General features: G+C 69.6%; 11 protein-coding genes and 1 pseudogene. 4 read left to right on the forward strand and 8 right to left on the reverse strand.

All coding sequences use genetic code 11. The features are described 5' to 3' along the window. Positions 1-30: 30 nt before the first annotated feature. The 4 genes from IU449_RS01220 to IU449_RS01235 form a co-directional block, all read right to left on the reverse strand. On the reverse strand, positions 31-750 hold the full coding sequence (locus IU449_RS01220) for a protein glxC (protein ID WP_195000124.1): 720 nt from the start codon (positions 748-750) through the stop codon (positions 31-33). Further along, complete coding sequence (locus IU449_RS01225) at positions 735-1634, reverse strand: class II glutamine amidotransferase (protein WP_195000125.1); 900 nt, start codon at positions 1632-1634, stop codon at positions 735-737. Before IU449_RS01225 ends, IU449_RS01220 begins: the two co-directional genes overlap by 16 nt. 68 nt (positions 1635-1702) lie before the next feature. Then, positions 1703-3055, reverse strand: a complete 1353-nt coding sequence (gene glnT / locus IU449_RS01230; protein ID WP_195000126.1) for a type III glutamate--ammonia ligase — start codon at positions 3053-3055, stop codon at positions 1703-1705. A 122-nt stretch (positions 3056-3177) separates the two neighbouring features. Next, positions 3178-4368: an NAD(P)/FAD-dependent oxidoreductase gene (locus IU449_RS01235; RefSeq protein ID WP_195000127.1), complete on the reverse strand. Its 1191-nt coding sequence runs from the start codon at positions 4366-4368 to the stop codon at positions 3178-3180. 327 nt (positions 4369-4695) lie between these two features. On the opposite strand from IU449_RS01235, the pseudogene IU449_RS01240 reads away from it, so the two are divergent. Both IU449_RS01240 and IU449_RS01245 read left to right on the forward strand, forming a co-directional pair. Continuing rightward, positions 4696-6045, forward strand: a pseudogene (locus tag IU449_RS01240) (ammonium transporter); the annotation flags it as partial. Positions 6046-6332: 287 nt separating this feature from the next. Next, positions 6333-8645, forward strand: a complete 2313-nt coding sequence (locus tag IU449_RS01245) for an esterase-like activity of phytase family protein (RefSeq protein WP_195000129.1) — start codon at positions 6333-6335, stop codon at positions 8643-8645. A 135-nt stretch (positions 8646-8780) separates the two neighbouring features. On the opposite strand, the gene IU449_RS01250 is transcribed toward IU449_RS01245, so the two are convergent. Further along, entirely contained in the window at positions 8781-9464 is a 684-nt protein-coding gene (locus IU449_RS01250; protein WP_195000130.1) for a helix-turn-helix domain-containing protein, read from the reverse strand. Between the two features lie 69 nt (positions 9465-9533). Then, positions 9534-12149 carry a tetratricopeptide repeat protein gene (locus tag IU449_RS01255; RefSeq protein ID WP_195000131.1) on the reverse strand — a complete coding sequence of 872 codons (2616 nt, stop codon included), beginning with the start codon at positions 12147-12149 and terminating at the stop codon, positions 9534-9536. Positions 12150-12318: 169 nt separating this feature from the next. Here IU449_RS01255 and IU449_RS01260 point away from each other — a divergent pair, with 169 nt between their 5' ends. Beyond that, positions 12319-13737 (forward strand): phenylacetate--CoA ligase family protein, encoded by a 1419-nt coding sequence (locus tag IU449_RS01260; protein ID WP_195000132.1) that lies wholly within the window; start codon positions 12319-12321, stop codon positions 13735-13737. A gap of 65 nt (positions 13738-13802) precedes the next feature. Here IU449_RS01260 and IU449_RS01265 read toward each other — a convergent pair whose 3' ends face one another. Further along, positions 13803-15020 (reverse strand): TetR/AcrR family transcriptional regulator, encoded by a 1218-nt coding sequence (locus tag IU449_RS01265; protein WP_195000133.1) that lies wholly within the window; start codon positions 15018-15020, stop codon positions 13803-13805. 266 nt (positions 15021-15286) lie between these two features. Between IU449_RS01265 and IU449_RS01270 the strand changes: the two genes are divergently transcribed. After that, the gene (locus tag IU449_RS01270; RefSeq protein WP_228803617.1) at positions 15287-15553 is read left to right on the forward strand and encodes a response regulator transcription factor; all 267 of its coding nucleotides are present in this window, start codon (positions 15287-15289) and stop codon (positions 15551-15553) included. 11 nt (positions 15554-15564) lie between these two features. On the opposite strand, the gene IU449_RS01275 is transcribed toward IU449_RS01270, so the two are convergent. After that, positions 15565-15990 (reverse strand): hypothetical protein, encoded by a 426-nt coding sequence (locus IU449_RS01275; RefSeq protein ID WP_195000135.1) that lies wholly within the window; start codon positions 15988-15990, stop codon positions 15565-15567. Positions 15991-16002 lie beyond the last annotated feature (12 nt).

The raw sequence follows: 16002 nt of genomic DNA on the forward strand, positions 1-16002 counted from the left end.
GAGGTCTCCTGTCGGCGATCGTCGGGCAGGTCAGTAGGCGCCGACGTTGTCGACGTGGAAGTTGTAGAGCGAACGGGCCGAGCCGTAGCGGGTGAAATCGGCCGGATCCGCGTCCATGCCCGCGGCTGCCAGCAGTTCGGCCAGCTCGGCGAGGTGGTCGGCGCGCATGGGCTTGGCGACGCAGTCCGCGCCCAGGGAGGCCACCGACCCGCGCACGTAGATGCGTGCCTCGTAGAGCGAATCACCCAGCGCCTCACCGGCATCGCCGAGCACGACCAGGCGGCCCGCCTGACCCATGAAGGCGCTCATATGCCCGATGTCGCCGCCGACCACGATGTCCACGCCCTTCATCGAGATGCCGCAACGCGCGGCGGCATTGCCCTCGACGACCAGCAGGCCGCCGTGCGCGGTGGCCCCCGCGGACTGCGAGGCGTCGCCGGTGACCCGGACGGTGCCCGACATCATGTTCTCGGCCACTCCGACGCCCGCATTGCCGCGCACGGTGATCGAGGCGTTCTGGTTCATGCCCGCGCAGTAGTAGCCGACATGGCCCTCGACGGTGACCTCGAGGTCGTCGGTGAGGCCGCAGGCCAGCGCGTGCGCGCCGCGTGGTTCGGTGAGGGTGACGTGCCGGGGCGCGTCGGGGCCGTGCAGCAGCGCGTTGACCTCGCGCACGGAGGTCTGCGCCAGATCCAGCCGGACCGTACCGGTCGGAGTCGCGATTGCCGTGGTGGTCACTGCCGGTGCCATAGGTAGACCTCTTCCGGTTCGGGTTCGAAGATGTGGGCGTCGGCGACGCCGGGCAGATCGGCCAGCGCGCGGTATTCGGAGGCCATCGCCACCCAGCGGTCGGTCTCGGCGACCACCGCGGGCTTGCAGGCGATGGGATCGCGCACGACGGCGAAGGACTCGGAATTGGCGACGAGCAGGGTGTAGAAGCCGTCGAAGCGCTCCATGAGCAGCCGCAGCGCCTTCTCCAGATCGACACCCTGCGCCAGTTGCGCGGCGAGGAACCGCGCCCCGACCTCGGTGTCGTTGTCGCTGTCGAACACCACGCCCGCGCGCCGCAATTCGTGCTGGACGCTGCGATGGTTGGAGAACGAGCCGTTGTGCACGAGGCACTGATCGGGACCCACCGAGAACGGGTGCGAGCCCGCCGCGGTGACCGCGGATTCGGTCGCCATCCTGGTGTGCGCGACACCCTGCCAGCCCGCGGCTCGCGGCAGGCCGAACCGGTGGGCCAGTTCGGTGGGGTCGCCGATGCCCTTGACCACGGTGAGATCGGCGCCGAAGCCGATCACGCGGGCGGCGGGGGCGATGCCGGGCACGGCGGCGGCCAGCTCGGAAGCGTCGATCGGGGCGTGCAGGACCGTGGTCGGCGCGAGGTCGAGGCCGGTCACGGTCACACCGAGCAGGTCGCCGAGTCCGGCGGCCAGTTCCGCCGCCGGTACGCCGGCATCGAGCAGCGAGACGGTCGATTCACCGAGCGGCGACCAGACAGGGTCGCCGTAGACGGCCATACCCGCCGAATCGGGCCCGCGGTCGCACATCTGGTCGAGCATGCCGGTCAGCAGTGCGCCGAGCCGCGGATACAGCGTTTCGTCGCGCAGGTGCAACCCGACTATTCCGCACATGGGGAACTCCTTGTCTGACGGGAGGAATCGTCTGGGTGGGAACTCTGGGAAGGTGCCTTCGAGTGCGCTCAGAAGGCGGTGAGATAGCGGTCGATCTCCCAGCTGGAGACCGTGTTGTGCCAGGCGAAGAACTCTTCGCGCTTGAGTCCGCTGAAGTAGGAGCTGACCCCGGGGCCCGAGCCGTCCAGGGCGGCGCTCACCACCGGGTCGGCGTCGAGGGCGTCCATGGCGTGCAGCAGGGTCATCGGCAGCATGCCGCCGTGCACGATGCCCGCGCCCGGCTCGCCCGGATCGAGCTCGCGCTCGATGCCGTCCAGGGCCGCGGCCACTGTCGCGGCGATGGCGAGGTACGGATTGGCCGAGCCGTCGCCGCCGCGCAGTTCGACTCGGTGGTGGTCGGGCACGCGCAGGTACTGGGTGCGATCGTTGCCGCCGTAGGTGGCGTAGCGCGGGGACCAGGTGGCGCCGCTGGAGGTGGAGGTCGCGCCGATGCGCTTGTAGGAGTTCACCGTCGGGGCCAGGACGGCCTGCAGTGCGCAGGCGTGTTCGAGAATGCCCGCGATGGTCGAGTACGCGGTGCGCGACAGGCCGAGCCCGCGCGGGTCGGCGGCGTCGGGGAACAGCGCGCCCGTGCCGTCCCACAGCGACAGGTGCAAATGCATTCCGGAGCCGGTGCGGTCGGTGAACGGTTTGGGCATGAACGTGGCTTTCATGCCACGTTTCTCGGCGATCACCGACAGCAGGTAGCGGGCGGTGATGACGCGGTCGGCGGTGGTCATGGCGTCGGCGTAGTCGAAATTCTGCTCGAACTGGCCGTTGGCGTCCTCGTGGTCGCTGGCGTAGTTGCCCCAGCCGAGGGTGTTCATGGCCGCCGCGACCTCGGTGAGGTGGTCGTACATGCGGGTGACATCGCGGGCGTCGTAGCAGGGCTGGCTGCTGGTATCGGCGCGGTCGGCGGTGTGCAGCGCGCCGCCGGAATCGCGGTCGACGAGAAAGTATTCGATCTCCGCGCCGACGTTCACGGTGAGGCCGCGCCTGGCCGCGCGGGCCAGGCTCGCGGCCAGCACATTGCGCGGCGCGAACGGCCACGGCTTGCCGTCGACGTGCGGATCGCAGTGCACGAGCGCGAGGCCGGGGCGGATGAACGGGATCGGGGTGAAGGTCGCGGGGTCGGGGATAGCCACCAGGTCGGGATCGCGCGGTTGCTGGCCCATGGTGCCCGCCGCGTAGCCCGCGAACCCGGCGCCGTCGACGGCGAGCCGGTCGGCGGCCTCCACGGGGACGAGCTTGGCGCAGGGCTTGCCCGAGAGCGTGACGAACAACGCCAGGATGTAGCGGGTTCCGGTGGCGCGGGCCAGTTCGGTCAGGGTGTCTGCGGTGTCGGTGGTGGGTGCCACGGCGAGGGCGGTGTCGGCGGACATCGGTGCTCCAGTGATCGGTACGGTTTCTCGGCGAAGTCGGGCGAGCGGGCCGCCGGCGCGATCTGCCGGGCGCTTCGGCGCGATCCGCCGGGGCGGGAAGATGGTGTGCGGCCAGGGGGAGTTCAGCGCATCTCGCCCGCTCCTCGGTAAGGGTTCGGGCTCACCAGCAGGTCGCCCTCGGCGAAGCGCTCGTAGCGGAAGTCGCGCGGGTCCACGTTCGGCAGGTCGGTGGTTCCCTCGGTGAGCAGGTCGGCGGCCAGACGGCCGACCGCGGGGGAGATCTTGAATCCGTGCCCGGAGAAGCCCGCGGCCAGGAACAGCCCGGCCACAGGGGCGGGGCCGATCACCGGGTTGTAGTCGGGCGTCACGTCGTAGGCGCCCACATAGGAGCCGGTGATCCGCGGGTCGGGCATGTCGGGCAGACGGTGGCCGAGCTGGGCGACGACCTTCTCGATGGTCGACTCGTCGGCGCGGTTCACGTAGTTGTCGGGGTCGAGGTATTGCGGCGCGCTGTGGTCGGAATTGCCCGCCAGGATCTCGCCGTTGGGTTCGCGGCACAGATAGGACAGCCCGGCCAGATCGGAGAGCACCGGAACCATCGGAGTCGGCTCGCCCTGGTCGATCATGACCAGTTGGGCGCGCTGGGCCTTGATGTCGATGTCCACCCCGGCGGTGGCGGCCAGGGCCGGGGTCCAGGGTCCGGCAGCGAGGACGACGGTGCCCGCGTGGATCTGCGTGCCGTCGGCCGTCGCGACGCCGTACACCTCGCCGCTGGGGCGCTGCAACAGCGTCGTGACCGGGGTGGACTGACGGATGCGCACCCCGAGCTTGCGCGCGGCGGCGGCGAATGCCATGCCGGCCAGGTAGGCGTCGCCGCGCCCGCCCAGCGGTTCGTAGGCGAAGGCCGCGAAATCGTCCAGATGTAGACCCGGCCACAGCGTGCGCATCTCGTCGTGGTCGATGAGATGGGTGTCGATGCCCAGGCTCCGCATCATCGCGATGTTCGCGCGCAGCGGCTCGACATTGCCCTCGCCGACACCGACGACGTAGCCGCACTGCTGGAAACCGAGATCGTCGTCGAGAAGTTCGGCGGCATGACCGAATACGTCCACGCCGTACCAGGACATGGCCGCCAGCGAGGGCGTGCCGTAGTGGCATCGCACCACGCCGCTGGACTTGCCGGTCATCCCCGAGCACAGGGTGCCGCGTTCGAGGACCAGCACATCGGTCTCGCCGCGCTCGGCGAGCGTCCAGGCGATGGCAAGTCCTTCCAGTCCGCCGCCGACGATGACGTAGCTGTGCGTTGCGGTCATCGCGCACCCCGGGTTCATGGCGTGATGTCGCATGCGGTGATGCTTCATGGAGTGTCCCCCGCTGTTTCATAGAGTGAACTTGTGTCGAACAACATGAAACGCCGCTGATATGTCGTCGGAGTTACGCGAACGTCAGTTCCGTGTGACCCGCGGACGCGAAACGGCGAGGACTTCGCGTGATGCGGAACAGTTCCGCTCGGTGGTGTTAACAGGAACGTCACTCCCGTGCTGTCGCCGGAAATCTGATCAGCCGTCTACTGGGAAACCGGGACTGTTCACCACTGAGAGACACCGAATCTCAACGGCTGACCTGGATGATGAGGGAAAATGACGGAAGCGATCGCTGCGGCTGATACCGCATGGATTCTGGCGGCCTGTGCCGCCGTGGGCATCATGGTGCCCGGTCTGGCCATGTTCTACGGCGGCATGGTCAGCATCAAGAACACGCTGAACATGGCGATGATGACCTTCGGCGCGTTCGCCGTGGTCGGCGTGCTGTGGATCATCTTCGGCTACTCGACCGTGCTGGGTAACTCGGCCGGTGGTCTCGGCCTGCTCGGCAACCCGTTCGAGTTCTTCGGCTCCGGCGGACTGCTGGAGGCGCCCGCCGAACCGGCGCTGCCGCCCGCGCTGGTCTCGGGTTTCCAGTTGCTGTTCGCGGCCATCACCGTCGCCCTGATCTCCGGCGCGGTGGCCGATCGGATGAAGTTCGGCGCGTGGATGCTGTTCGCCGGCGTGTGGGCCACGCTGGTGTACTTCCCGGTCGCGCACTGGGTGTTCGCCTTCGACAATGCCGACGGTTCGGTGCTCGGCGGCTGGATCGCCAACAAGCTGGGCGCGATCGACTTCGCCGGTGGTACCGCGGTGCACATCAACGCCGGCATCGCCGCGCTGGCGCTGGTGCTGATCCTCGGCAAGCGCACCTCGTTCCCGAATCCGCCGCGCCCGCACAGCCTTCCGCTGACCATGCTCGGCGCGGGCATCCTGTTCTTCGGCTGGTTCGGGTTCAACGGCGGCTCGGCGCTGGCGGCGAGCAACGGAGCGGGTGTCGTCGTGCTCAACACCATCGCGGCGGCCTGCGCGGGTGTGTGCGCCTGGCTGGCGGTGGAGAAGCTGCGGGAGGGTCGGTCGACCTCGCTCGGCGCGAGCTCCGGCCTGATCGCCGCCCTGGTCGGCATCACCCCGGCCTGTGGCGCGGTCTCGCCGATCGGCGCGCTGATCATCGGCGGCCTCTCCGGCGCGGTGTGCTGCCTCGCGGTTTCCCTGAAGTTCCGCTTCGGCGTGGACGATTCGCTCGACGTCGTCGGTATCCACCTGGTCGGCGGCATCCTGGGCACCGTGCTGATCGGCTTCCTCGCCGATCCCGCCGCACCCAACGGGGCGAAGGGCCTGTTCTACGGCGGCGGCGTCGACGTGCTGTGGCGCCAGGTGGTCGCGGTGGTCGCGGTGTTCGCCTACACCTTCGTGGTCACCCTGATCATCGCCAAGGTCGTCGACATGGTCATGGGCCTGCGTGTCTCGGCCGAGCACGAGCGCGACGGCCTGGACGCGGCGACCCACGGTGAAGCCGCCTACGTCATGGAAACCATCACCCTCACGACCGCGGTGGTCGAGGCCGCCGACACCGTGGCGGCGGCCGAAGCCATCACTGCCGAGGCCGTCGAGCCCGAAGCGGCAGGGGCGGCTTCCGGTGAAGCCGAATCCGCCGAGACGGATGCCACGAAGACCGATTCCACGAAAGCCGCGGCAGCCGCGGCAGCGGACTGAGGGCGCGGCTCACGAACGAACACGGCCGACCGGACGGGACACCACCCCGTCCGGTCGGCCGTGTTCTGCGGCTAGTCGCGCTCAATTCGGACATATCGACGCCTGCTCGTCGCCTGGCATTCATCCGGCAAACCCCAGCGGCTCATCTGCTCGCGTCACGCTGCCTCGACCATCGCCGAGATCGAAGTAGAGGACGAATGACGCCGTCGAATCCGAGTCGCGTGGCAATGCTGGCTGCTGCTGCCGTCCTGCTGGCAGGCGGATGCTCTACCGGCGGGGACACCGCACCGGCCACGTCGCCGATCGACTGGAACCTGCCGGACGCGGAGCGTTTCCACCGCACGGCCACCTACCCGGTGTACCTGAACCGGCCCGCCGGGGAGCCGATGGAGACAGAGACGGTCGCGGAGATCTCCACCGTCACGCCGGACGGCAACACCGTCGTCTACACCGATGCCGCCGCAAAGCGCATCGGGTTCCTCGATATCCGCGATCCCGCGAAACCGGCGGGCCTGGGCACACTCTCGCTGGCCGAGCTGGGTCATGCCGACGATCAGCCGACCTCGGTGGTCGCGCACGGACAGTTCGTTCTCGTGGTCGTGGATACGACCGGCGGCAACTTCTCCACACCGTCCGGTCGCGTGGATGTCGTGCGTGTCAGCGACCGCACCCGGGTGCACAGCATCGATCTCGGCGGCCAGCCGGACTCGATCGCCATCAGTCCCGACGGCGCGTTCGCCGCGATCGCGATCGAGAACCAGCGCGACGAGGAGTTCACCCCGAACGGCGGCGGCGAGGGCGATCTGCCCCAGCCGCCCACGGGATTCCTGCAGTTGGTCGACCTTGCCGGCGAACCGACCGCGTGGCGGACGCGCAAGGTCGACTTCGATGTCGAGGCGGCACGCACCGCGGGGCTGGACACCCCCGGCGATCTCGAGCCGGAATACGTCGCCGTCAACTCCCGCGGCCAGGTCGCGGTGACCTTGCAGGAGAACAACGGCATCGCGATCATCGACGGGAAAACCGGTGCGGTCACATCGATCTTCGGTGCCGGAGCGGTCTCGGTGGACGGCATCGACACCGCCGAGGACGGCGCGCTCGACCAGACCGGCTCGATCGCCGACACCGCCCGCGAACCCGACGCGATCGGCTGGATCGGTGACGATCACCTGGCCACCGCCAACGAGGGCGACTGGAAGGGCGGCACCCGCGGGTGGACCATCTTCGACGCCGCCACCGGCACGGTGGTATGGGACGCGGGCAACGCGTTCTCCCAGCTCGCGGTGCGCACCGGCTTGCACATCGAGGGCCGCGCCGAATCGAAGGGCCCGGAGCCGGAAGGGTTGGCGATCACCGAGATCGGTGGCCGTCCGATTGCGCTGGTCGCCTCGGAGCGCAGCAACTTCGTCGCGGTCTACGACGTCAGCGATGTCACCGCGCCGACGTTCGTCCAGATCCTGCCCACGACGCCGGGGCCGGAGGGCATCGTGCCGGTCCCGCAACGCGATCTGCTGATCATCGCCTCGGAGTCCGATGACGCCGAAGATCGTGTGCGTGCCTCGGTGAACGTCTACGGCCACGGCGCCGACTTCGCCGCTGTCGCGGGCAAGCCCGCCTTCCCCTCGATCGTCGGCGGTGACCGGGACGGCACGCCGATCGGCTGGGGCGCGCTCGGCGCGCTGGCCGCCGACCCGGCGAACGAGAACCGCCTCTACACCGCGACCGATATCGCCTACGGCCCGGCCCGCGTTCTCGGCGTGGACGTGTCGCGCACACCGGCGCTCATCGACTCCGAAATCGCGATCACCGAGAACGGCTCGCCCGTCACGCTCGACGTCGAGGGCCTGTCGGCGCGTTCAGGGGGCGGCTTCGTGCTGGCCGTCGAAGGAGCCGAGGGCGCGGGCAACGAGCTGGTCGTCACGGCCGCCGACGGTGTGATCGAGCAGCGCGTCGCGTTGCCCGCCGAGGTCGCCGCGGGCCTGGGCAAGCAGGGGCTGGAAGGCGTGGCCGTGGACGGCGAGGCGATCTGGGTGGTGGTGCAACGCGAGGTGAAGACCGACCCGAAGGGCGTCGCGCGCATCGGCCGCTACACGCCCGGCAGCGGTGCGTGGGAGTGGTTCGGCTATCAGCTGGAGGGCACCGACGCCGAAGGCGACTGGATCGGCCTGTCCGAGATCGCCGTCCACGACGGCGGACTGCTGATCCTCGAGCGCGACAAGCTCAACGGCCCCGACGCCCGGCTCAAGGCCGTCTACCGCGTCGAGATTCCGGCCGAGGCCGGTGTGCGCGCGGCGGGCGAAGCGCCGAAGGTGCTGCCCAAGAAGCTGGTTCGTGACCTGTTGCCCGACCTGCGTGCCACGAACGGGTTCGTGCAGGAGAAGGTGGAGGGCTTGACCGTCGGCGGGAACGGGAACCTGTATGTGGTCACCGACAACGACGGGCTCGACGACGCCAACGGGGAGACGGTGTTCCTGGATCTCGGTCCGGCCGAGAGCGCGCTGAACGGCTGATACCGCGGACATACCGAGCAGACCGGTCGGGTGGAGACGACTTCCGCGCGGCCGGTTTCGGCGTACTCGGCCCGGCAGCGAATACGCGTGCCGCAACAGGGCCGGGCCACCGCCCCCGGCCGAGGCGCTGGGCAGTCAGTCCTCTTCGTGGTTGTCCGGGTAGGCCGTGACAGCCAGGAAGCGGATCGGTAGTCGCACCAGTTCGTTCGGGCCGTGGATGCCCTCGCCGTCGAGCAACAGCGAATCACCGGGCCGCAGCGTGTATTCCGCGTCGCCGTGGCCGTAGACCATGACGCCCTCGAGCATGTAGAGCAGTTCGGTGCCCGCGTGCTGGAATCGGGGGAACACCTCGCTGGCGTCGGTCAAGGTCACCAGAACCGGTTCCAGACGCTTGTGCTGCCCACGCAGCGAACCCAGCAGTTCGTAGTGGTGGCCTATGCGGGTGCCGCGGCCGACGATGACCGCCCCGCTGCCCGCCGGGACGTAGACGGCTTCACGGACGGTGTCGGCTCCGCGGAACAGCGACGTCACCGGCACGTCGAGACCGGCGGCGAGGCGGGCGAGCGTGGACAGGCTGCACGAGGTCTGCGCATTCTCGATCTTGGACAGCATGGCCTTGGAGATGCCGACCTTGGTGGCCATCTCGCCCACGGACAGCCCACTCGCCCGCCGCAGCGCCCGCACCTGACGGGCGATGGCGGCTTCCAGATCGCCGCCGGTCGGAGGCTCGCCGATGACTTCCCGCTGGACCGGGGCCGGATCGCCGGTGTCGCGGTGCACGCGGGTCGCGGGCTCTACCGACTCTGCGGACTCTGCCATGTCGCTATCGTAGTCGGGGTTTCCTCACAGTGGACACCGGTGCCGGTGTGAGTTCGGCCGAACCCCACGTCACCAGGCAGGCACCTCGAACCGGCGATCGATGGACCCGTAGCGGGCCTCGGCGCTGTCGATGAACGCGCCCAGCGCGATCGACCCGCCGGGCATCCGCAGCCGCGGTGGCGGGCGCATGGGCAGGACGGCCCCGGCGATGAGCGCGCCCGTGGTGGCGAACGCCGGGGGGTCGGCGTGCGCCTCGGGATCGGCGGGCGACAGCAGATCCGCACCTGCGAGCGGGTCGGGGCCGGATGGCGGACCGGCGGCGACATCGGCGGCGAGCGCGGCGAGATGGTCGGCCCGGGCGGGGGAGTCGGCGGTACCCGGGGTGTGCGTGCCGGAATTGGCGGCGACCTCGACGAGTTCGCTCATCAGGACCGGGTCGCCCAGCCGAGCGGCCCAGTCGAAGACGGTCGAGCGGAACAGTGCCGAGCGGGCGGCCCAGGCCGAGCGGGTCCTGGCATGCACGAATTGCAGGCGCTGATGGTCGATGAACAGCAGCGCGGGCAGGGCGAGATCGAGGGCGGCCCGGAGATCGTCCGGGTCGCGGGCCACCCGGACGATGGCGGCGAGGATGTCGCAGCGGGCGGCCTCGAGCACGAGATGCAGCTGGGCGTTGGTCGCGCGGGCGCGGCCGATATGGAGCAGCGCGCGGTCGTGGTCGCCGCGTGCGCTGTGGGCGAGCCCGATGCTCGAGTCGCAGACGGCGGCGTTGCGCTGGTAGGCCACGTGCGGGTGGAAAACGGCGCGCGCCGTTTCGAGATCGGCGATCGCGGCATCGAGGTCGCCGAGGAGTACGCGGGCGCCGCCGCGATTCTGGCGGCACACGGCCGCGCGGATCGGCTGCCCGGCCTCGGCCAGGGTGGCCTCGGCCGCGGTGTACATCTGCTCGGCCTCGCGGTGCTTGCCCTGCTGTAGGAACAGCCCCGCCAGATCGGCTTCCACGACGGCGGTCAGACGGTCGGGCGCCAACACCCGCAGCGCCGCGTGACTGCGTTCGAACGCCGCCTGCGCCTCAGGTAGCCGATGGGTCTCCAGGTAGACCGAACCCAGGTGGCAGTTCGCCAGTGCGATGTGCCGGGTCCTGCCGTGCCGGGCCAGCCCGTCGCAGGCGTGGAGCAGAAGTTCCTCGGCTTCGCGCAGATTCCCCAGCGCGAACTGGCACATCCCACGGACATCCTGCACCTGGGCGACTTTCGCCCAGCGGCCGCCGTCGACGAAACTCGCCCGGGCCTGGTCCAGCAACCGCAGTGCCGAGCGGTACTCGCCGGTGTGGATCAGCGCGCCCGCCAGGTGCACGGCGCAGTCGGCGGCCAGTTCGGCGTCCGACAGCTCCAGGGCCTCGGCGCGGGCGGCGGTGAGCAGCGTCTTCGCGCGGTCGAAATCTTCGCGTTCGGAGTGCAGCACACCGAGATAGAGCTGCGCCCTGGCGTGGTGGCCGCGGTCGGTGCTCGCCAGGACCGCACTCGCGGTGGTGAGCAGGCGCTCGGCGGCGTCGATGTCGCCGCGCGCCAGATGGACGGTCGCGATGTGCATATCGCACCAAGCGACCTCACCGACGTGACCGTCGTCGGCGAAAGTGTCCCTGGCCGACCTGTACATCCGCAGCGCTTCCTCGTAGCGGCCGATGTCCTCGAGCGCCATGCCGGACGGGACCAGCATCTCCGCGGCCAGATCCGGGCGGCCCCCGGCGAGCAGTTCGGTGTGCGCGCGGGCCCAGGCGGCCAGCGACTGGTCCACGCGCGCCTGCTGGAGCCGGATCAGGCCGATGCGCCGGTGACAGTCGGCGCGTTCGAGGGCGCGATCGAGCGGATAGCCGCCGGTGGCCGCGGCCAGAGCGGTGACGGCATCGTCGAATCGTCCTGCCGCGGTGAGCACTTCGCCCAGCGCGTCGTCGCATTCGGCGGCCGCGCCGTAGTCGTCGAGCGCGGCGAATCCCGCTCGTGCCGCGCGCAGATGCTGTTCGGCGCGGGCCTGATCGCCCTCGTCGGCGAACAGACGGCCCAGGCGATAGTGGCTCAGAGCCAGGTCGTCGGGATGGTGATCGGCGTCGAGCAGGGCGATCGCCTGCTCGAGATGGGTGCGCGCGGCGCCGGCGTCGTTCAAGCGCACGGCCAGATCCGCGCGGGCGGTGTGCGTCGCGGCGATCTCGCTGGTCCGGTTCGTCGCGGCGAAACCGCGGCAGGCGGCGTCGAACGCGGCGAATGCGGCAGCGTTGTCGCCTGTTTCGGCGATGCTGCAGGCCATGGCGTACGCGTTGTCGGCCTGGCGGTCGTGATCACCCAGGTGACCGAAATCCTCGGCGGCGCGGCGCTGATAGCGCGCGGACTCCGCGAAGCGGCCCAGATCCGCGAGGACATCGGCGGTGAGTTCGGCGCTCTCGGCCCGGAATTCCTCCGGCTCGGCCCCGGCCAGGATGTCCTGGGCGGCGATCAGCGCGTTCGCGGCCTGCTCGAGTTCACCGGCCCGCGCGTGGGCCAGTCCGCTGTAGTGCAGGCATTCGGCGACTGCGGCTGGGGCCACGGATGCCTCGGTGCGGGCGCGCGCGAAAGCCGCGACCGCCTCGGCGTAGCGCTCGGCCTCCAGCAGTTCGACGCCGAGGAGGAACGCCGGGCTGGGCCATTCGGTCATCTCGCGCTGCCTTTCTCGCGGCGGTCGGTGTGTACGAGCGGTCCTCTCGCTCGGCAGTCTCTCGCGGCGGCCGGCATTCCTCCACCCGTGGTCCGGTCGCGTCCGATCCGGGGGATCGGTCTTTCTCTCGGGCGCGGTCATCGCGTCTGGGAGAGAGGAGTCACGACACATGGGTCAGCAGTACGCGGTCGCGGGTTTCGATCAGGCGCTCGAGGTATTCCGGACCGCGGTGGACAGGGTTCCGGCCTACGCGAAGTTCCTCGGTGAGCACGGTGTCGACCCCGCGGCGATCCGCACACCGGCAGAGTTCGCCGCACTGCCCCCGGTGACCAAGGACAACTATTTCCAGGCATATCGGCGCAACGATCTGTTGGCCGGGGGCGACATCGGCGTCGCGGGTATCTGGTCGTCGAGTTCGGGGTCCACCGGCCGTCCCGGCTACTGGGCGCGCGATGAGATCGCCCACGCGCAGGGCGTCGTGCTGCACGGGCGGATCCTGCGCCAGTTCGGTGCGCACCGGCGGCGCACGCTGGTGGTCGTGGCCTTCGCGATGGGTAACTGGATCGGCGGCACCTACACCATGCGCTCCGTAGAGGGGTTGGCCGCGCGTGGATATCCGGTGTCGGTAGTCGCGCCCGGTCAGAACCTCGAGACCGTGCGCGCCGACATCGCCGAACTCGGTCCCTACTACGAGCAGGTCGTGCTGGCCGGATACCCGCCGTTCGTGCGCGACGTGCTCGACGGCGCGGGCCCGGAAGTGCTCGGCCAGGATCTCAAGTTGCTGCTGGCCGGGGAGAACATCACCGAGTCCTGGCGCGACCGAGTGCTCGAGCTGATGGGCAAGCCCGGCCGCGCCGAGGACACCTGCCTGGTCTACGGCACCGCCGACGCGGGCATGATGGGGCACGAGACGCCGACCACCATCGCCCTGCGCAGGCTGGCCGAGGTCGATCCTCGGCTGCGGCAGCGCCTTTTCGCCGACGCGGCGGTGACGCCCACGCTGGTCGAGTACGACCCGCGCTACCGCTACACCGAGACCGACCAGGCGGGGCGTTTGCTGTTCACCGTCGCCAACGCGATGCCGCTGGTCCGCTATCGGATCAACGACGAGGGTGAGGTTCGCACCGCCGCCGGGCTGGCCGACGAGTTGCGCCGCGCCGGTCACGGACTGCGCCTGCGTACCTGTTCGCCGTCGTCGGCATTCCTCGTGCTGCGTGGCCGCCCCGATGTGGCGGCCACCTTCTACGCGGTGAAGATCCGCCCGGACGGCATCCGCGCCGCGCTCGCCGACCCGCGCGTCCAAGCCGATCTCACCGGCAAATTCGTGCTCGCCACCGTCGCCGACGCACGGTCACGTGACCAGTTGCACCTGCGGGTGGAACTGCGTCCCGGCGCCCGTCCGGCTCCCGGCTTCGCCCGGTCGGTCGCCGCTGTGGTGACCGAACAGCTCGAGGCGACGAGCGCGGAGTACCGGGAACTGCGCCGCGCCAGGGGCGCACTGGCCGAACCCATCGTCGAGACGATGTCCTTCGGCGGTGCCGAGTTCCGGTACGCGATCAAACACACCGGACTGCAGCGCGCGGGCTGAGTCGAGCTGAACAGCCGACCCCCCAACGGAACTCGCGGCCACGGCGTTCCGGCGGAGGGCGGCTGTCAACGCCTGATCAGTCCGCGCAGGACCAGGTCGCCGACGATGCGCGCGTTCTCCTCGGCCGTGTTCTCGCGCCGGGTGAAGCACCGCAGAAACAGCGCGTTGGTGAGTTCGGCACCCACCTCGACCGGATCGGCGGTGCCGGTGAACACACCGTTGCGTCTGCCCGCCTCGATGATCGGGGCGATCATGGCGGGCAGGTTCAGCTCTTCCTTGAGCGGTTTGACCCGATCCGGCTCGCCGTAGGTGTCGTGCGCCAGCGCCAGCATGAGGGCATCGGTGAACGGCATGTCCTCGGTGCACACCTCGGCCAGGTGCAGCAGATAGTGCTCGATGATGACGGTCTCGTCCAGTTCCAGCACCAGATCGTCGTCGATGGCCTGCTGGATGACCTCGAACCGCGGCCGCAGCGCACCGATGATCAGATGCGCCTTGGTGGGGAACAGTTTGCGCAGCTGTTCGATCGGGACGCCGGAGCCGGCGGCGATGTTCTCCAGTCTGGCCATGAAGTAGCCGCGCTTGGCGAACTCCTCGCGTGCAACGGCCAGGACAGCCGCACGGGGATCGCGGGGAAGCTCGGTGACCCGGGGCGTCGATTCGCGCACCAGCGGCAGATCGTCGAGATGTTCGTGCCTGCCGTCGGTGTCGAGAGCACCGCCGAGAACGGCGAGCAGCGAGTCGGCGAGCACATGGGGCGTGACGGAGCCGGGATCACTGCGGTGGCGTAACTGGAAACCCTCGAACAGCGCGGTGATGACCACGGCCAGCATCCTGGGGGTGAACGGTCTGCGCAGGGTCAGGCCGTTCTCGGCCAGCACCTCGTCGTAGAGCGCCAGGATGCGAGCATCGCGGCGCGCGTAGTCGGCGCGCACCGAACGCGCCGCGCGCGGGGTGCTGTCGGCGAAAGTGTGCGCCAGCACCCGGCGTGACACCGTGCGCGGCTCGGTCAGGACGGGGAAGAACGCGACGATCAGATCACGCAATTGCGTTGCGGTCGGGCCGCCCTGGGCGCCCGCGGCGCGCGCCCGCGCGCGTAGCCGGGGAGCCTCGGCGCTGTCCGGTGCGTCGGCGAGCCGCTCGATGAGCGCCTGGACATAGGTGTTCTTGTCGGAGAACCGGCGGTAGAACGTCGCATTGGAGACGCCTGCCGTGTTGAACACTTCCTCGGCTGTCAACCCCCGGTCCAGCAACTGCTCGGGACGTGCGATCAGTGCCGACACCCCGGCTTCGATGAGCCTGGAGAAGGTCGGATCCGCTGCGCTGATAGGTCTGTACCCCTCTCACCTTCGGACGCGCGAGCGTGCATGCGCCCCCTGTACATACGAGGGTGAGAGTAATTCATTACACGGCAGGAGAGCCGAGTCTCTCGAGTGAGAGCACATGCCCGCACGAACTGGAGTGATCGCCGGGCTATCTCGGAATTCAATGGTGACGGATGACAAATCGTCATCGGTGGCTCGGCCGCAAACCCGGAGGGTGTCGTTACATGACCTTTCAGCAGTCTTTCCGTTCCGCGGATGCGTACCCCGCGGCCGGATTGACCAAACGTGAGATCGAGGTTCTGCTCGCCTGGCTGCGCTCCGACACCAAGGCGCAGGTCGCCGCCGAACTGTTCATCACCCCCGCCACCATCAACACCCACCTGGTGCGCATCCGCGAGAAGTACGAGCTGGTGGGCCGCCCGGCCAACACCAAGGCGGCGCTGGTCGCGCGTGCGCTGCAGGACGGCATGATCGCCCTCGACGAGCTCTAGCGCACCGGCGGTCAGGCGGTAGCGATGTGCCGGACGAGCTCGGCCCGCACGCCCCGGACGGTGAGCGCGGCCATCGTCGCGGTCATCAGGTAGCGGGCGAAGGATGCCGGCCGCATGGTGTCGAGGGTGCCTGTCGTATCGCAACCGGTGTCGAAGCGGGCCGTCGCCGCACCCCCGGCCAGGACGAAGCGCACATCGACCCGCACGATCCCGTCGGCTTCGACGATCACCTCGGCGATCGGTCTGTTCTCCCGCGGCCGCCGCTGCGCGCGGCCCTGCGCACCGACGTCGGGGAAGTCTCGGATCGCGACATCGCGTGCGGCCCAGCCGCGTTCCGAGGGCCGCGCGGGACGCTCCGCGACATCGTGCACCGCATTGATCAGCTCGCTCAGCGCGCGATCGGCGACGGTGATCTCGTAGACCCCGGTTTCGTTCACCCCGCCAGTATC

Origin of the sequence: Nocardia higoensis (assembly GCF_015477835.1) — a bacterium.
GTDB classification, from domain to species: domain Bacteria; phylum Actinomycetota; class Actinomycetes; order Mycobacteriales; family Mycobacteriaceae; genus Nocardia; species Nocardia higoensis_A.